We start from the raw sequence: 18243 nt of genomic DNA, 5'->3' as shown, positions 1-18243 counted from the left end.
TGTACCGGTACATAATTGTTTACGTGGCAGCACAATATGTGATCAGTGGCTCGACCGCCAAGGGAATCACCGCTTCGGTCGAACAGGCCGTGGCCGACGGCGGGTTGGCGCCGGGCGCCGCCCTGCCCCCGGTGCGCAGGCTCGCCGACGACCTGGGGGTCAGCGCCGGCACGGTGGCGACGGCCTACAAGGAACTGCGGCAGCGCGGCATCGTCGTGACCCGCGGCCGGGGCGGAACGGTCGTGGCGCAGGCCCCTGCGGTCGGGACCCGCAGGCCGCCGAAGGCGCCCCAGGGGGTGCGCGACCTCGCGGGCGGGCATCCGGATCCGGAGCTGCTTCCGGTCCTGCTGCCGCCCGCCCGGGTGGAGCCGGTGAACGGTTCGTACCGCGGGTCGCCGCGCCTCGCCGGTCTCGAGGAGCGGGCCCGGGAGTGGTTCGCGCGGGACGGCGTGCCCGACGGCGACGTGACGTTCGCGCACGGCGCGCTGGACTGCATGGCCCGGCTGCTCTCGGTCGAGCTGAAGCCGGGCGACACGGTCGCCGTGGAGGACCCCGGCTTCCACCACCTCCTCGACCTCGTACCGGCGTTGGGGCTGCGCATGGCGCCGGTCGCCGTGGACGGCGAGGGCATGAGGCCGGAGGCGCTGCGCGGGGCGCTGCGGGCGGGCGCGCGGGCCGTGGTGTGCAGCCCGCGCGGGCAGAACCCGGTGGGCGGCCACTTCACCGCGGAGCGGCGGGACGCGCTGCTCGACGCACTCGCCGGGCATCCGGACGTGCTCGTCGTCGAGGACGACCACAACGCGGAGATCGCGGGGGCGGCCCCGCACTCGCTGGCGACCGGCGGGCTCCCGCGCTGGGCGCAGGTCCGCACCGTCTCCAAGCATCTGAGCGTCGACCTGCGCTGGGCTGCCCTCGCGTGCGACGCCACCACGCTGGCCAGGCACGAGGGACGGATGCTGCTCACCTCGGGGTGGGTCAGCCACGTACTGCAGGAGACGGTCGAGCGGACGCTGGCCGACCCGGCGGCCCGCGAGGTGGTGCGCCGGGCCGAGCGTGTCTACGGGGAGCGGCGCGCGGCACTGATCCGCGAGCTGGCGGGGCACGGGATCGCGGCACACGGAGAGAGCGGGATGAACGTGTGGGTGCCGGTGCGGGACGAGTCCGCGGTCGTCAACGGGCTGCGGTCGCACGGGTGGTGGGTGGCGGCGGGGGCGCGGTTCCGGATCGCGGCGCCCACGGGTGTACGCATCACCACGTCCGCGCTCGGTCCCGCGGACGCGGCGAGGCTCGCAGCGGACTTCGCCGCGGTGCTCGGCGAGTCGGAGGCTACGTACGGAGGGTGAGACTCGGCCCCACGGAGGAGGCGGCCGCCGAAGCCGCAGGAGCCGCAGAGGTCGCCGCGGCCGAATAGCCCGGTTCGTCGTCCCGCGTGGACCCGTCGTCCGAGTCGTCGTCCGGCACGACGACGAGGATCACGAGCAGCGCCACGCCCAGGACGATGCCCACGGCTCCGCAGATGATCCCGGCGAGGGCCTGTCCGGCGTTCGTCGCCTCGCCCCGCCGCGCCTTGCCGCGTCCCACCGCGCCGAAGACCACCGCGAGGATGCCGAGGACGATCGCCAGCGGCCACAGACAGAAACCGGCGGCGGCGATGATCCCGAGGACGAGCGCGGTGACGCCCATGCCGTTCGCGGGAGCCATGGGCATGGCGGCCCAGCCGTATCCGGGGTACCCGGCATACCCCTGCTGCCCCTGAAACCCCTGCTGCCCCGGACCCGGGTACCCGTACCCGTACGGCATCTGCCCTGGCCCGTCCGGTGAGACGGGCGGCGGGGGCACCGGCTCGCCGGGCGCGGCGAAGGGGTTGCCGACGGGCGGCACACCGGCCACCGGAGACACGGGCGGCTGCGGCACCGACCCCCAGGCACCCCCTGTCGGGACACTCCGCGGCTGGTCCTCCACCGGCGGCGCCCAAGGATCACGTTCCTCCGGCGCCCTCGCGCCACCCGCGCCGCCCGCGTCGGGCACGGCGTCGTCCTCGGACTTCGCGGACATGACGGGTCACCTCTTTCGTACGTTCCGTCATGCTACGGCCCTCGCTTTCCCCACGCCGACCGCCGCCTACGATGATCCCCGACCCATCGATCAGCCGATCAAACCCGTTCCTGGGGAGGAAACCGTGACCGAGCAGCAGACCACAGCCGCGCCCGCCAGAGATACGCACGCCTTCATCGCCGGACTGCCCAAGGCGGAACTGCACGTGCACCACGTCGGCTCGGCCTCCCCCCGCATCGTCTCCGAGCTGGCCGCCCGGCACCCCGACTCCTCGGTGCCGACCGACCCCGAGGCGCTCGCCGACTACTTCACGTTCACGGACTTCGCGCACTTCATCCAGGTCTACCTGTCCGTCGTGGACCTGATCCGCACCCCGGAGGACGTACGCCTCCTCACGTACGAGGTGGCCCGCGACATGGCGCGCCAGAACGTCCGCTACGCCGAGCTGACGATCACCCCGTACTCCTCCGTGCGCCGCGGCATCGACGACCGCGCCTTCATGGACGCCATCGAGGACGCCCGCACGGCGGCCGAGAAGGAGTTCGGCACCGTAATGCGCTGGTGCTTCGACATCCCCGGCGAGGCCGGACTCGAATCGGCCGAGGAGACGCTCCGCCTCGCCACCACCGACAAGCTGCGCCCCGAGGGCCTGGTCTCCTTCGGGCTCGGCGGGCCCGAGATCGGCGTGCCGCGCCCGCAGTTCAAGCCGTACTTCGACCGGGCGATCGCGGCGGGCCTGCACTCGGTCCCGCACGCCGGCGAGACGACGGGCCCCGAGACCGTCTGGGACGCCCTGATCCACCTGGGCGCCGAGCGCATCGGGCACGGCACGACGTCCGCGCAGGACCCCAAGCTCCTCGCCCACCTGGCCGAGCACGGCATCCCGCTGGAGGTCTGCCCGACCTCGAACATCGCGACCCGCGCGGTCAGCACCCTCGACGAGCACCCGGTCAAGCAGTTCGTCGAGGCAGGAGTGACCGTCACGATCAACTCCGACGACCCGCCGATGTTCGGCACGGACCTGAACAACGAGTACGCCGTGGCGGCCCGTCTCCTCGGCCTCGATGAGCGCGGCATCGCGGACCTCGCCAAGAACGCCGTCGAGGCGTCCTTCCTCGACCCGGCGGGCAAGGCGCGGATCGCCGCCGAGATCGACACGTACACGGACACGTGGCTCGCGCCGTGACGAACGCGCCCATCCGCAACGACCGCACCCATCCGCAACGAACGCGCCCATCCGCAACGAACGCGCCCATCCGCAATAAACCCACCCATCCGCATCCCGTGACCACAATGGGCCCATGCGCACCGTGACTGCTGTGGCCCACCGAGGCGATCCCTACCGCGTTCGTGAGAACACCCTCCCGTCCCTGCGCTCCGCGTTCGAGCGGGGCGCGGACGCGGTGGAGATCGACGTCCGCCTGACCGGGGACGGCGTACCCGTCCTGCTGCACGACCCGACCCTGAAGCGCCTGTGGGGGTACGAGCGGCCGCTCGCCGCCCTGTCCTCCGCGGAGGTCGAAGGCCTCACCGAGGGCGGCGTCCCGACCCTCGCCGCGGCCCTCGCGGCCACCGAGGGGCACCGGCTCATGATCGACCTGCCGGGGGCGACGTACGACGCCGTGCGCACGGTCGTCGGGGTCGTCGCGGAGTGCGGCGCGGCGGAGCGGGTGTACTACTGCGCGGGCGGGCGGACGATGCTCGCCGTGCGCGAGGCGGATCCGGCCGCGGAGATCGCGCTGACCTGGACGACCCTGGCCCCGCCCCGCCCCGTCCTCCTGGACGCGGTGAAGCCGCGCTGGCTCAACTTCCGCTTCCCGCTGGTCGACCGCGAACTGACGCTCCACGTACACCGCCAGGGCCTGCTCGTCTCGGCCTGGACCCCGGACACACGCCGCTCGATGCGCCGCCTGATCGCCGCGGGCACCGACGCGATCACGACGAACCGCATCGAAACGCTGCACGGCCTTCGCCGGCCCTAGCGCCACCCCCTAGGGGACTCCCCTTCCAACACCCCCGACTCCGAGCCCCGTTGGCCCCCGACAGCTTCCCGGGACAGAGCCCTCCCCACTGACGATCCACCGCCCCCGGGGCGCTCGCCAGGATGTGACCACATCCCGTCGAACCCGTCCCAGGAGTCACCGTGAAGGTTCCCGCCCGTGCCGCCGTCGCCGCCGCCCTCGTCCTCGGGCTGACCGGCGCGGCGGCCGCCCCGGCGCTCGCATACCCCTCGCACGCTGCGACGGACGCCCCGTCGACGTCGAACAGACCGAACGACAAGCTCCTGCGGGACGCGATCAAGGGGCTGCCGAACGCCGACGCGACCGCCGCGCTCGTCCGGGTCGGCGGCACGGACGGGACCTGGCGCGGCAGTTCCGGCGTGCACGACCTGGTCACGCACCGCAAGGCGGATCCGCACGGCCGACTGCGCGCCGGGTCGACGACAAAGATCGTGACGGCGGCCATGGTGCTGCAACTGGCCGCCGAGGGCACGATCGACCTCGACCGACCCGTGCAGCACTACCTGCCGGGCCTGTTCACGGCGGAGTTCGACCCCATCCCGGTCCGCAGCCTCCTCAACTACACGAGCGGCCTCAAGAATGGCGACGGCTTCGACGACGTGTTCGCCCACCGCTACGACACGCTGGACCCCCGGACCGTCCTCGACTCCGCGATAGCCAAGGGCCCCGAGCACGACCCGGGCGCCGAGCAGCACTACCGCAACATCCACTACACCGTGCTGGGCCTGCTGATCGAGAAGGTCACCGGAGACACGTACGCCCACCAGGCGGCCCGGCGGATCTTCCACCCGCTCCGCATGCGCGACACCTACTTCCCCGGCAAGGACCTCCACATCCGCGGCCCGCACAACCGCGGCTACCAGAAGCAGGAGCAGCCGGACGGCACCACCCGCCTGGTCGACGCCACCGTGTGGACCCAGTACGACCGGTTCGCGGCCGGCGACATGATCTCCTCCACGGCCGACCTGGAGACGTTCACCCAGGCGCTGTTCGCGGGAAAGGTCGTGCCGCAGCCGCAACTGAAGGAGATGTTCACCCTCCCCCGTCTCGGGCCGAACGCTCCCGCGAAGCCCACCTTCGCTGCGGGCCTGCAGACCATGGACATCAACGGGAAGACGTACTGGTTCAAGACGGGTGCGCGCTACGGCTACACGAACATCATCGCCTCCACCGAGAACGGCTCCCGCACCCTCGTCTACTCGGTCAACGCGACCGACGCGAAGGGCATGGAGGCGAACCCGGTCACCCAGCGCATAGTGGAAGCCGCACTCCGACCTTGAGCTCCGGAGTCCTGACGCCGTGCCCCGTCGCGTTTCCACCAAACAGCCGAAGCTTGTACGTTCGTCCGTACGCGGGTTCTTGGTGAGTAAGGCGTGACGGGGGTTGCACGATGGCGGGACACAGGCCGAAGGATTGGCATGTCCTGGACTTGGACGAGGATCCGACGCCGGGTGATCCGCACCGGGTGCGGTCGCTGGCGAAGAACCTCCACGACTTCGCGGACGACGTGGGCAGGGTCCTGCGGGACATCAAGGGGATGGCGGGCGATGAGGCCATCCTGAAGTGGGTGGGCAAGACCGCGGACGCCTTCACGGAGAAGTTCGAGGACGCGCCCAGCAAGCTGAAGAAGCTCAAGAAGAGCTACGAGATGGCGGGCGACGCGCTGTCCGCGTACTGGCCGGAGCTGGAGCGTGCCCAGTCGCTGGCCGACAAGGCGCTGGTCAAGGGCCGTGAGGCGCAGGCCGACCTGAGCAGCGCCAAGTCCCGGCTCTCCTCGGCCGATTCCTGGGTGGAGCGGGCGGGCAAGGAAGCGGACAAGTACAAGGACAAGCCGGGCGGCGGCAAGGACGTGCCCAAGCCGGACGAGGACAAGGTCAAGGCCGCCACCCGCAACGCGCACTCCGCCGAGAAGGCGCAGAAGTCCGCGCAGGGTGACGTGGACTCCGCGAAGAGTGCGCTGGAGGCGGCGAAGAAGATGGCCGCCGACGCGCGCAAGATGCGCGAGGAGGCCGCGGGCACCGCGAAGAAGAAGATCGACGAGGCCTCCGACGCGGGCATCAGGAACCGCAAGTGGTGGGAGGAGATCGGCGACTGGGTCTCCGACAACTGGGACACCATCGTCGCCGTCTGCAAGGTCGTCGTCGCCGTGGTCGGTGTGATCGCGATGATCGTCGGCGGCCCGATCCTCGCCGCCATCGTCATCGTCGCGGGTGCCATCGTGCTGGCCGACACCTTGAGCAAATACGCAAAAGGACAAGCCACCCTCATGGACGTGGCGTTCGCCGCCATGGACTGCGTCCCCGGCATGAAGGGGATCACCACCGCCGCCAAACTCGGCAAGGGGCTGAAGGGCCTCAAGGGCATGGCCAAAGGCCTCAAGAACGGCCTGCGGCGCGGCGCGGACGACGTGGCGACGAGCAAGCCCGCCAAGGCCCGCTGCAAGAACGGCGACCCCGTCGACATGATCTCCGGCGAAATGATCATGGAGAAGACCGACGTCGAACTGCCAGGCCTGCTCCCGCTGGCCCTGCGCCGCACCCACCTGTCGAGCTACTTCTCGGGCCGCTGCTTCGGCCCCTCCTGGGCCTCCACGCTGGACGAACGTCTCGAACTGGACCATGAAGGGGTGCTGTTCGCCACCGAGGACGGCATGATCCTCCGCTACCCGGTGCCCGCGCCCGGCGCCTCTGTCCTGCCGGTGGCGGGTCCGCGCTGGCCTCTGGACTGGGACGGCGCCCCCGGCACCCCCATCCGCGTCACCGACCCGGAAAGCGGCCACACCCGCCACTTCGCGCCGACCCGCCGCGCGGTGGCCGCCGACGAGGCGTTCACCATGCCGCTCGCCGCGGTGACGGACCAGAACGGCCATCGCGTCGACATCGACCGTGCCGCCCACGGCACACCCGTGGCCGTGCGTCATTCGGGCGGCTACCACGTCGACGTCGACACCGACGACGGCCGGGTGACCGGACTGCGCCTGCGCGACCCCGGGTACGGTCCCAACGGCAGGACGTTGATGCGTTACCGGTATGACGCCGCCGGCAACTTGAGCGAGATCCACAACTCGTCCGGCCTGCCTTACCGGCTCAGTTACGACGCGCACGCCCGCATCACGTCCTGGACCGACCGCAACGGTTATTGGTACCGCTTCACCTACGACGAGGACGACCGCTGCATACGCGGGGAGGGCGCCGACTCCGCCCTCAGCTGCGTCATCGGCTACGACTCCGACCACCGCGTCACCCGCTACACCGACTCGCTCGGCCACACCACCGAGTACCACCACGACGAGCGGCTCCACCTCACCCGTGTCGTCGACCCACTGGGCTTCACCGTGCACACCGAGCACGATGCCCGTGGACACCTGCTGTCTCGTACCGACGAGCTGGGCCGCACGACGCGCTACACCCTCGACGCACACGGACAACCGCTGCGCATGGACCGCCCTGACGGCACCAGCGTCCATGTCGAGTACGCGGACGGTGTCCTGCCGGTCGCCATCACACAGGCCGACGGCGCACGCTGGGAAGGCGCGTACGACGACCGGGGCAATCTGCTCACCAGCACCGACCCGCAGGGCGCGGTGACCTCGTACCACTACGACGAGCGCGGACACCGGATCGCCGAGACCGACGCGCTCGGCAACACGACCCGGTACGAGAACGACGAGGCGGGCCTGCCGGTGCGGGTCGTCGATCCGCGCGGCAGCGTCGTCTCCGTGCGCAGGGACGTATTCGGCCGTGCCGTGGAGATCCACGACCCGGTCGGTGGGACCGTCCGCCAGAGCTGGAACACCGAGGGGCTGCTCCTGTGGCGTGAGCGCGCCGACGGCGGGCGAGAGACATGGAGGTACGACGCGGAGGGCAACCTCACCGCATACCGCGATGCGGCCGGGACCACCACCGAGTTCGAGTACGGGGCGTTCGACCTGCCCAGCGCCCGGACCGACCCGGACGGCACCCGTTACCGCTTCTCGCACGACACCGAGCTGCGACTCACGACCGTGCACAATCCGCGGGGCGACGCGTGGAGCTACCGCTACGACGCGGCGGGCACGCTGATCGGCGAGACCGACTTCGACGGTCGCACGCTCACCTACCGCTGCGACCCGACCGGACGCCAGGTCGAGCGCACCAACGGCTCCGGCCAGACGGTGCGGATGACCCGTGACACCGCGGGCCGGATGGTGACCATGAGCACCGACGACGGCACGGTCACCTCGTTGCGCTACGACCCCGCCGGACGCCTTCTGGAGGCGACGAGCGCCCTCGGCAGCGTCACCTACGCCTATGACGTGGCCGGCCGGATCGTCGCCGAGGCCGTCGACGGCCGGACCGTCACCAGCGAGTACGACGTACTGGGTCGGCGGGTCCGCCGGACCACGCCCTCCGGCGCCACCTCGCGCTGGGCATACGACTCCGTCGGTCTGCCCACCTCGCTGGTCACCGCGGGTGGCGAGCTGACCTTCGCGTATGACGCGGCCGGCCGGGAGACCGCTCGCGGCCTGGGCCCCGCCGCCACCCTGACGCAGTCCTGGGACGCGGGGCACCGCCTCGTCGAGCAGACCGTCCGGGCGCGCACGGGTGGCGACGGTGCGGTGCGGCAGTCCCGCTCCTACGCCTATCGCGCGGACGGATACCTGACCGGGATCGCGGACCGACTGGCAGGCGCCCGCACGTTCGACCTCGACCCCGCGGGCCGCGTCACCCGGGTATCCGCGAAGACCTGGACCGAGACCTACGCCTACGACGATCTCGGCAACCTCACCGCCGCATCCCACCCGGCCCCCGGCGGCCAGGACGCACAGGGCCCGGCGCGGCACTCCGGAACGCGCGTCACCTCGGCGGGCCGCTCCACGTACGAGCACGACGCCCAGGGGCGCGTGATCCGCGTGATCCGACGGACGTTGTCGGGCCTTCGCCGGATCTGGACGTACGCCTGGGACGCCGACGACCGGCTCACCGAGGCCCGGACGCCGGATAACGGCGTATGGCGGTACCGCTACGACGTGCTCGGCCGGCGCACCGCCAAGGTACGCGTCGACGACGACGGTTCGGTCGCCGACGAGACCCTCTTCACCTGGGACGGCGTCAACCTCGCGGAACAGCGGTCGCTCCGTGGCGACCTGACGGAGACCGACACCTGGGACTGGGAGCCCGGCACCCACCGGGCGGCAGCCCAGGTGCGCAGCCGGTGGCGCACAGCCGATCCGGACGAGATCAGCAGGCAGTTCTATGCGATCGTCACCGACCTCGTCGGCACCCCGAACGAACTCGTCGGGGAGGACGGTTCGATCGCCTGGCGCTCCGCGACCAGCCTGTGGGGAAAGCCGCTGGCCGACGACGACAGCGGCCTGTGCCCGCTGGCCTTTCCGGGCCAGTACCGCGACCCGGAGACGGGCCTGCACTACAACCTGTCCCGCTACTACGACCCGGACACGGCAAGCTATCTCTCCCCCGACCCGCTCGGCCTGGTCCCGGCGCCGAACCATCACGCGTACGTCGACAATCCTCTGCGGTGGAGCGACCCGCTCGGCCTCGAGAGTGACGAGCCGACGCGCATCTACGACGACTCGTCGTACAGCAAGCATGGCTCTGGGAGCAGTTCGTCGGCCAAGGGCGAGATCGGCCGGAGGCCTGCGAACGGACAGGCAGCGCTGGACCGGTCCATCCCCCTGGGCGACGGAACCAACCCGGCCAAATTCCGTCGCGTCGGTGTGGACCACGTGAACAACGAGATTGTGGTCCTCGATCGTCACGAGTACGTCACCGACAAGAACGGCAAGATCGTCAAGGAGATCTACCATGGCCACGTGCAGGCCTCGTACCCGTCCAACACTGTGAAGGAAAACGACCTGACCAGGCTGGTACAGGAGAAGATGATCAACAACAAGAAGAAGCAGAAGGTGCTCCCGCCTCCGTGCAAAAACTGACGGGCGGGCAATGGAAGGAAAGAGGCCATGGCGGCCGAGTGGAACTGGGAAACCGGCGAAGGCCTGCTGGGCATCGACGACCCCGCCGAGTGGGACGCGGCGTACGAGCGCGGTGAGAGCCGTCTCGGTACGGCAGCCATCGGCTTGGCCTTCAACTGCACACTCGGTGAAGTTTCCCCGCGCATCATCCGAGCCATGCGGTTGTCGGACCCCGGCCAGCGGGGATTCGCATACACCGCTGCGGGCACTGCTGCTCGCGTCCATGGCGCACTCACCCCGGAGCTGTTCGCCGCGCTTCGCGCGGAGGGGCATCGCGGCATCGCGGCGACCGCCGTCGACGACACCCTCGACTACGTGCCGTTCCGGGACCTGCCGCTCTGGTTCAAGTGGCGGACGGTCGCATCGAAGGTGGAGGACAAGCTGGCGACCTGGCGGCTGAACATCACGTACGCGGTCGAGAACGCCCGCACCGCCCTGCGCCGCCGCCGCGGCTGACCACCGGAGCGGCTACAGCCCCGCCAACGCGTTCCACCGCTTCGCGAACTCCGTGCGTTCCTTCGATGTGATGTCGCGTGCGATGACGAGCCGCTCGCGCATCGCGTCGTCGGGGAAGATCAGTGGGTCCTCGGCGAGGGCGGCGAGTTCCTTGTCCTTGGAGGAGGCGAGGATGTCGCGGGCGGCCGGGACGGGGCAGACGTAGTTGACCCAGGCGGCGAGTTCCGCGGCGACCTCGGGCTCGTAGTAGTAGTCGACGAGCCGTTCGGCGTTCTGCTTGTGGCGGGCCAGGTTGGGGACCATCAGGGACTCCGCCCACAGCTCCGCGCCCTCCTCGGGGACGACGAACTCGATGTCGGGGTCGTCCGCCTGGAGCTGGATGACGTCGCCGCTGTAGGCCTGGCAGGCGAGGACGTCGCCGCTGGAGAGGTCCTTGATGTAGTCGTTGCCGGTGAAGCGGCGGATGTGATGGCTGTTCACCATCTTCTCGACCTTGTCGCACATCCGGTGGAAGTCGTCCGCGGTCCACTTCCTGATGTCGACGCCGTCGCCCTGGAGGAGCAGCGCGAACGCCTCGTCGAGGCCGGAGAGGAGGGTGACGCGGCCCTTGAGGTCGTCCGCCCACAGGTCGGAGACCTGCTTGATCTCGCGGCCGACCTTGCGCTTGTTGTACGCGATGCCGGTGATGCCCGACTGCCAGGGGACCGTGTACTTGCGGCCCGGGTCGAAGTGCGGCGAGCGCAGGAGCGGGTCGAGGTACTTGGTGACGTTGGGCTGCCGGGCGCGGTCCATCTCCTGGACCCAGCCGAGCCGCACGAAGCGTGCGCACATCCAGTCGCTGATGACGATGAGGTCGCGGCCGGTCTCCTGGTGGTTCATCAGGGACGGGCTGATCTTGCCGAAGAACTCGTCGTTGTCGTTGATCTCCTCCGTGTAGCGGACGTCGATGCCGGTCCGCTTCTCGAAGGCGTCCAGCGAGGGGCGCTTCGTCTTGTCGTTGTCGTCGGTGTCGATGTACAGCGGCCAGTTGGCGAAGGTCAGCGCCCTGTCCCTGCGCGAGCGGTCGCTCGCCGCCGCCCGCTCCCCCGGCTCGATGTACGCGGCCGGCACCCCGCATCCGGCGAGCGTGCCGACGGCCGCACCGCCGCCCAGGACGCGGAGCAGGGAACGGCGGGACACGGAGGAGGTCCGGGACCGGGACACGGAGGAGGTCATGGGGTTCGCTCGCACCCCGGCAGCATGCGCCTCCGCTCGGCGGCGCGGCAATGGACGCAGCGTCGAGCCCCGCCCCGAGGAGCCGACACCTTGTCGATCACCGCGACACGAACGCGTACGTCACGCGGGCTCCAGCCACCCCGCCAGGTCGCCCGCGGTGACCCGCTCCAGCGCCCCCTCGTCGACCGGCCCCGGGTAGAGGCGGTACGCCGTGCCGGACGCCGCGTCCCGCGCGCCCGGCAGGTCGCCGTGCAGCAGCGCCAGCAGGGCGGTCCGGTCCGTCAACTCCGCCTCCGCGCGCAGCGCGTCCGGCTCCCAGCCGTCCCGTATGCGCAGCGCGAAGTCGGCGCGCGGCTCGCCCTCCGCACGGCGGTAGCCCCACAGGACGTGGCCGCGGCCGCGCACGTACACGTCTCCGTCGGTGCGGGCCGCCGCCGTCCAGCAGGCCAGGTCCCACAGCGTGGCGCGGCCGCGCGGCTGGAAGGTGTCGAGCAGGTCGTTGCCCATGCGGCCGATCTGCTTCCGGTACCCCCACACGGCGTGGTGGGTGCCCGTCGTGGCGAGGGTGACGTCCGTCCACCAGGCATGGCGCGTCCGCAGGTCGACGATCATGGGCACGGTCAGCTTCGCGTCGCCCGCGAGGTCGAAGCGCTGCCGGACGGCGCGCGGGTCGTAGACGGCCCGCTCCTTGCCCTTGACCGCCATGAACCCCGTGAAGGCGTCGGGGAGTTCATCGAAGGGGATGTCGTTGTACGAGAACACCGCGGGCACCACGAACCGCACCCCGGTGTTCGCGAGCCGCGGCAGGTCGAGGTCCAGGTACTCGGTGGCGCCCTGCGGTGCGGGCGCGGAGGTCAGGTCCCCGGAGTGGCGTGCGGCGCCGCCCGCGTACTCAAGGCGCGTGTAGTCGCACAGGCCGATGAAGCGCCACAGGTCGTCGTAGAGCGCGACGGACAGGTCGAGGTCGACGCGTACGCCCTTGGGCTGCGTCCAGTGCAGGAAGAGGCGGACGGTCTCGCTGTCCTCCGGCATGGGCAGGGAGCTGCCGCGCGGCACGGCGACCAGCGAGGCGGCCGACGCCCGCTCGGCGAAGGGCAGGGGCAGGTCGGCGAGGGCGGCGTCCAGGACGGCCACGTCGTACCGCTCGCCGTCGCGCTCCGCGAGGCGTCGCACCGCCTCGGCCTCGATGAGCTCACCGGCGCGCCCCGCCACCCGGGCGGGCAGCGGCGGCCGGTGGTCCTCGACCGCGTACGCCTTGGTGACGCGGCCGCGCGGGAAGAAGACGCGGCGGTGCCCCGGCACGGCACGGACCTTCATGCGGCCGTACGCGCCGAGCAGCGGCCCGGGGCCGGAGCGCGGCAGGGCGTCGGCGAGCGCCTCGCCGACGGTGTCGGGAAGCGTCGCCGAGCCGGAGCGGGCCAGGAGCAGGTCGAGGCGGCGCAGGAGTTCGCCGGGGCGCTCGCGCAGCAGGCGCACCGCGGCCTCGACGTCCCAGCGGCCGAGCGCCTCCTCGACGCGCGCCTGCCAGGTGACGACGTGCAGCCGGTCGCCCGCGAGGCGGACGTCGTCGTGCCGGGCGGCCTCGGCGAGCAGGACCTCTCCGAGCGCGCCGTCCCGCACGCGCGTGCCGCGCAGGGCGGCGAAGGCGAGTGCCACGCGCGCGTGGCGGTGGGCGTGCTCGAAGGGGTGCAGGATTTCACCGACGCGCTTCCACGCGCGCGGGTGGCGTGCCATGTCCTCCGCGAGACGCCGGAAGTCGAACCCGTCGAGCAGGGTGAGGAGTTCGCGGCGCACGGGACGCGGCAGACCGCGCAGGCGCGGGAGTTCGAGCAGGTCGGGGTCGCCCCCGGAGCGTACGACGAGGATGCGCAGCACGTCGGTGGCCGTGTCCGCGTACCGCCCGATCAGCGGGCGCACGTCGGGCAGGTCGAGGAGCGGCGCGAGGGCGAGTGCCTTGCTCTCGCGCAGCGGGATGGCGGCCGGCAGCCAGTCCGCGGCGGCGGCCGGGTCGAGGTGGCCGAGGAGGAGGACGAGGTCGTCGTGGTCCCGCGGGTTCAGGGGCGTGCGGCGGGCGAGCAGCGCGGCGAGTTCGGCGGCGGCGTCGCCGGGCGCGCCGAGGGAGAGGGCGCGCAGGACGGGGCCGCCGTCACCGCCCCGGCCGGCGCCGGTGTCGAGCCAGGGGTCGAGGGGTCCTTCGGTCTCGTAGCGCTTGTCGCAGATCGGGCACTCGTACCACTCGCAGCACTGGTCGCAGCAGTTCCAGGGGACGATCTTCGCGCCGAGGCAGTCGTCGCACAGGAGGTGGGCGCACGGGTCGAGCGCCCGCACGCTCGCCTTGGTGCCCGCGCAGTTCATGCAGGGCTGGTGCGGCTGGGCGGCGAGGTACTCGGCGATGACGGTGGTGTACCGCTCGTACGCCGGCTGAGTGGCGGTCTCGGCGGGGAACCGGGCGAACAGCGGGGCGTGGTGCCGGTCGGAGCCCATCAGGGCGTCGACGTCGGCGAGCAGCTTGCGCCCGGTCGTCGCGAGGTCGTGGGCGGACAGCGCGGTCAGCGCGCGGCGCAGCGGGGCGGTCAGCAGGTGCCCGCGGTCGGCGAGTTCGGCTTCGAGGACGACGACGCCGGCCTCGGTCACGGCGGACGGTCCGGAGCCCTCAGGGACGGGGCCCTCAGGGACAGAGCCCTCGGGGACGTACACGCTCTGTCGGCGGCGGAGCAGCAGGCCCAGCAGGTCGTCGGTCATCGCTGTCGTCGTCATAGGTCCCACCCCGTGGTGCAGAGAAAAAGCGGGGGCGGGGAGTGGGTGCGCTACGGATCTTTTGCAGAGAAGAGAAAGAAGGAAGCACACCGCGGAGCCGCCCCCGCGTACGCAACGGTACGCGGGGGCGGCTCGGCCGGTCACCTCAATAAAACCGAGGCCGGAGCGGTACTAGCCCTCGATCGACGTCATCACGTGCTTGATGCGCGTGTAGTCGTCGAAGCCGTACGCCGAGAGGTCCTTGCCGTAGCCGGACTTCTTGAAGCCGCCGTGCGGCATCTCCGCGACCAGCGGGATGTGCGTGTTGATCCAGACGCAGCCGAAGTCGAGGACCTTGGACATGCGCATCGCGCGCGCGTGGTCCTTCGTCCAGACGGAGGAGGCGAGCGCGTACTCGACGCCGTTCGCGTACTCCACGGCCTGCGCCTCGTCCGTGAAGGACTGGACGGTGATGACCGGGCCGAAGACCTCGTTCTGGATGATCTCGTCGTCCTGCTTGAGGCCGGAGACGACGGTCGGGGCGTAGAAGTAGCCCTTCTCGCCGACCCGCTGGCCGCCGGCCTCGACCTTGGCGTGCGCCGGGAGGCGGTCGATGAAGCCGGAGACCTGCTTCAGCTGGTTGGCGTTGTTCAGCGGGCCGTAGAGCACGTCCTCGTCGTCCGGCTGCCCGGTCTTCGTGTCGGCGGCCGCCTTGGCGAGCGCGGTCACGAAGTCGTCGTGGATGGACTCGTGGACGAGCACGCGCGTGGCGGCCGTACAGTCCTGGCCCGCGTTGAAGAAGCCCGCCATGGAGATGTCCTCGACGGCCTTGGCGATGTCGGTGTCCTCGAACACGACGACCGGGGCCTTGCCGCCGAGCTCCAGGTGGACGCGCTTGAGGTCCTTGGAGGCGGACTCGGCGACCTGCATGCCCGCGCGCACCGAACCGGTGATGGACGCCATCGCCGGGGTGGGGTGCTCGACCATGGCACGGCCGGTGTCGCGGTCGCCCGTGACGACGTTGAAGACGCCGGGCGGCACGATGGAGCCGATGATCTCGGCCATCAGGACGGTCGACGCGGGGGTCGTGTCGGACGGCTTGAGCACGACCGTGTTGCCGGCCGCGAGCGCCGGGGCGAACTTCCAGACGGCCATCATCATCGGGTAGTTCCACGGCGCGACCTGCGCGCAGACGCCGATCGGCTCGCGGCGGATGATGGAGGTCAGGCCCTCCATGTACTCGCCCGCGGCGCGCCCTTCGAGCATCCGGGCCGCGCCCGCGAAGAAGCGGATCTGGTCGACCATGGGCGGGATCTCCTCGGACCGCGTGAGCCCGGTCGGCTTGCCCGTGTTCTCGACCTCGGCGGCGATGAGGTCCTCGGCCCGCTCCTCGAACGCGTCGGCGATCTTGAGCAGGGCCTTCTGCCGCTCGGCGGGGGTGAGGTCGCGCCAGGCGGGGAACGCGTCGGCGGCGGCCTTCATCGCGGCGTCCACGTCGGCCTGGCCGGACAGCGGCGCCGTCGCGTAGGCCTCGCCGGTCGCCGGGTTGATGACCTCGGTGGTCCGTCCGTCGGCCGCGTCCCGGAATTCTCCGTTGATGTAGTTGCGCAGACGGCGCAGCTCGGTGGTCACTTCCGCGGCCCTCCAAGTCAGATGTCCAGTGGATGAGACACCCACCCTAGTCGCTGCACCGACGCTTTCAACATACCCAGCTGCCCAGAACTGCGGAATCCGTGAGTATCCGAGTCTCAGACAACGAATTTCATCGATCGAGGCTTGCGGAAGTGACGAGACGTCGTGCACAGTGAGCCTGTGGCCAGTCGCAGCGCAGACCCCAGCACCCCTCGCAGCTCCCGCACCGGAAACCCTGGCGGAAGCGGCAGTGGGAACGGCACCCCTCCCGTGGACGCCGTATCTCTGGCGATCATCGAACAGCTCCAGGAGGACGGACGCCGTCCGTACGCCGCCATCGGCAAGGCCGTGGGCCTCTCCGAGGCGGCCGTGCGCCAACGCGTCCAGAAGCTGCTCGATCAGGGCGTCATGCAGATCGTCGCCGTCACGGACCCGCTCACCGTGGGCTTCCGCAGGCAGGCGATGGTCGGCATCGACGTCGAGGGCGATGTGGACCCGGTCGCGGACGCCGTGGCCGCCATGCCGGAGGCCGAGTACGTGGTGATGACCGCGGGCTCGCACGACCTCCTCGTGGAGATCGTCTGCGAAGACGACGACCACCTGCTCGAAGTCATCAACAAGCGCATCCGCGCCCTCCCCGGCGTGCGCTCCACCGAGAGCTTCGTCTACCTCAAGCTCAAGAAGCAGACCTATATGTGGGGAACCCGATAGCCGTGAGCAAGGACCTCAGCCAGACCGCCTACGACCACCTGTGGATGCACTTCACCCGCATGTCGTCGTACGAGAACGCGCCCGTCCCCACCATCGTGCGTGGCGAGGGCACCTACATCTACGACGACAAGGGCAAGAAGTACCTGGACGGCCTGTCCGGCCTCTTCGTCGTCAACGCGGGCCACGGCCGTCACGAGCTCGCCGAGACCGCCTACAAGCAGGCGCAGGAGCTGGCCTTCTTCCCGGTGTGGAGCTATGCCCACCCGAAGGCCGTCGAGCTGGCGGAGCGTTTGGCCGACTACGCGCCGGGCGACCTCAACAAGGTCTTCTTCACCACCGGCGGCGGCGAGGCCGTCGAGACCGCGTGGAAGCTGGCGAAGCAGTACCACAAGCTCAACGGCAACCACACGAAGTACAAGGTCATCTCGCGCGCGGTCGCCTATCACGGCACCCCGCAGGGCGCCCTGTCCATCACCGGTCTGCCGGCCCTCAAGGCCCCCTTCGAGCCGCTGGTCCCCGGCGCGCACAAGGTGCCGAACACCAACATCTACCGCGCCCCGATCCACGGCGACGACCCCGAGGCCTTCGGCCGCTGGGCCGCCGACCAGATCGAGCAGGAGATCCTCTTCGAGGGCCCGGAGACGGTCGCCGCCGTCTTCCTGGAGCCGGTGCAGAACGCGGGCGGCTGCTTCCCGCCCCCGCCCGGCTACTTCCAGCGGGTGCGCGAGATCTGCGACAAGTACGACGTGCTGCTCGTCTCCGACGAGGTCATCTGTGCCTTCGGCCGCCTCGGCACGATGTTCGCCTGCGACAAGTTCGGCTACGTCCCGGACATGATCACCTGCGCCAAGGGCATGACCTCGGGCTACTCCCCGATCGGCGCGTGCATCATCTCGGACCGCATCGCCGAGCCGTTCTACAAGGGCGAGAACACCTTCCTGCACGGCTACACCTTCGGCGGCCACCCCGTCTCCGCCGCGGTCGGCATAGCCAACCTCGACATCTTCGAGAAGGAGGGCCTCAACCAGCACGTCCTCGACAACGAGGACGCGTTCCACCAGACCCTCAGCAAGCTGCTCGACCTGCCGATCGTCGGCGACGTCCGCGGCAACGGCTTCTTCTACGGCATCGAGCTCGTGAAGGACAAGGCCACCAAGGAGACGTTCAACGACGAGGAGACCGAGCGCGTCCTGTACGGCTTCCTCTCCAAGGCGCTGTACGACAACGGCCTGTACTGCCGTGCCGACGACCGCGGCGACCCGGTCGTCCAGCTCGCCCCGCCGCTGATCTCCACGCAGGAGACCTTCGACGAGATCGAGGGCATCCTGCGCCAGGTGCTCACGGAGGCGTGGACGAAGCTTTAAGCGATTGGTGTGATCAACATCGGCCCGGGGGCCGCCGTTCGAGTGAGAACGGCGGCCCCCGGGCCGCGTCGTTTCCGGCCCG

General features: G+C 70.6%; 12 protein-coding genes. 8 read left to right on the top strand and 4 right to left on the bottom strand.

Annotation, left to right across the window (positions count from 1 at the left end):
- The first annotated feature begins 23 nt into the window (after positions 1 to 23).
- A complete protein-coding gene (locus DEJ49_RS26845) occupies positions 24 to 1343 on the top strand; it encodes a GntR family transcriptional regulator (protein ID WP_150186482.1) in 1320 nt (439 codons plus the stop codon).
- Here the strand turns inward: DEJ49_RS26845 and DEJ49_RS26840 are convergent.
- Positions 1327 to 2055 (bottom strand): DUF4190 domain-containing protein, encoded by a 729-nt coding sequence (locus tag DEJ49_RS26840; RefSeq protein WP_190329454.1) that lies wholly within the window; start codon positions 2053 to 2055, stop codon positions 1327 to 1329. The two genes, DEJ49_RS26845 and DEJ49_RS26840, sit on opposite strands and share 17 nt — an antisense overlap.
- 124 nt (positions 2056 to 2179) lie before the next feature.
- Here DEJ49_RS26840 and DEJ49_RS26835 point away from each other — a divergent pair, with 124 nt between their 5' ends.
- The 5 genes from DEJ49_RS26835 (at position 2180) to DEJ49_RS26815 (ending at position 10503) form a co-directional block, all read left to right on the top strand.
- Positions 2180 to 3241 (top strand): adenosine deaminase, encoded by a 1062-nt coding sequence (locus DEJ49_RS26835; RefSeq protein WP_150186481.1) that lies wholly within the window; start codon positions 2180 to 2182, stop codon positions 3239 to 3241.
- A 115-nt stretch (positions 3242 to 3356) separates the two neighbouring features.
- Positions 3357 to 4037, top strand: coding sequence for a glycerophosphodiester phosphodiesterase (locus DEJ49_RS26830; RefSeq protein ID WP_150186480.1), 681 nt, complete (start codon positions 3357 to 3359; stop codon positions 4035 to 4037).
- A 161-nt stretch (positions 4038 to 4198) separates the two neighbouring features.
- On the top strand, positions 4199 to 5356 hold the full coding sequence (locus tag DEJ49_RS26825) for a serine hydrolase domain-containing protein (protein ID WP_150186479.1): 1158 nt from the start codon (positions 4199 to 4201) through the stop codon (positions 5354 to 5356).
- A 149-nt stretch (positions 5357 to 5505) separates the two neighbouring features.
- Positions 5506 to 10008 (top strand): DUF6531 domain-containing protein, encoded by a 4503-nt coding sequence (locus DEJ49_RS26820; RefSeq protein ID WP_150186478.1) that lies wholly within the window; start codon positions 5506 to 5508, stop codon positions 10006 to 10008.
- 27 nt (positions 10009 to 10035) lie between these two features.
- On the top strand, positions 10036 to 10503 hold the full coding sequence (locus DEJ49_RS26815; protein ID WP_150186477.1) for a hypothetical protein: 468 nt from the start codon (positions 10036 to 10038) through the stop codon (positions 10501 to 10503).
- A gap of 12 nt (positions 10504 to 10515) precedes the next feature.
- Here DEJ49_RS26815 and DEJ49_RS26810 read toward each other — a convergent pair whose 3' ends face one another.
- The 3 genes from DEJ49_RS26810 to DEJ49_RS26800 all read right to left on the bottom strand — a co-directional run bounded on the left by DEJ49_RS26810 (position 10516) and on the right by DEJ49_RS26800 (position 16086).
- Complete coding sequence (locus tag DEJ49_RS26810) at positions 10516 to 11682, bottom strand: PotD/PotF family extracellular solute-binding protein (protein ID WP_150186476.1); 1167 nt, start codon at positions 11680 to 11682, stop codon at positions 10516 to 10518.
- Positions 11683 to 11838: 156 nt separating this feature from the next.
- Positions 11839 to 14475: an MXAN_6230/SCO0854 family RING domain-containing protein gene (locus tag DEJ49_RS26805; protein WP_150186475.1), complete on the bottom strand. Its 2637-nt coding sequence runs from the start codon at positions 14473 to 14475 to the stop codon at positions 11839 to 11841.
- A gap of 171 nt (positions 14476 to 14646) precedes the next feature.
- Positions 14647 to 16086, bottom strand: a complete 1440-nt coding sequence (locus DEJ49_RS26800) for a gamma-aminobutyraldehyde dehydrogenase (protein WP_150172767.1) — start codon at positions 16084 to 16086, stop codon at positions 14647 to 14649.
- Between the two features lie 165 nt (positions 16087 to 16251).
- Here DEJ49_RS26800 and DEJ49_RS26795 point away from each other — a divergent pair, with 165 nt between their 5' ends.
- Together DEJ49_RS26795 and DEJ49_RS26790 are read left to right on the top strand one after the other, a co-directional pair.
- Positions 16252 to 16797 (top strand): Lrp/AsnC family transcriptional regulator, encoded by a 546-nt coding sequence (locus tag DEJ49_RS26795; RefSeq protein WP_150172765.1) that lies wholly within the window; start codon positions 16252 to 16254, stop codon positions 16795 to 16797.
- Positions 16782 to 18161, top strand: coding sequence for an aspartate aminotransferase family protein (locus DEJ49_RS26790; RefSeq protein WP_150186474.1), 1380 nt, complete (start codon positions 16782 to 16784; stop codon positions 18159 to 18161). The genes DEJ49_RS26795 and DEJ49_RS26790 overlap by 16 nt, the downstream gene beginning before the upstream one ends.
- The last annotated feature ends 82 nt before the right edge of the window (positions 18162 to 18243 follow it).

This window comes from Streptomyces venezuelae, from assembly GCF_008642335.1.
GTDB lineage: Bacteria > Actinomycetota > Actinomycetes > Streptomycetales > Streptomycetaceae > Streptomyces > Streptomyces venezuelae_F.
This window is presented reverse-complemented; position numbering and strand designations above follow the sequence as displayed.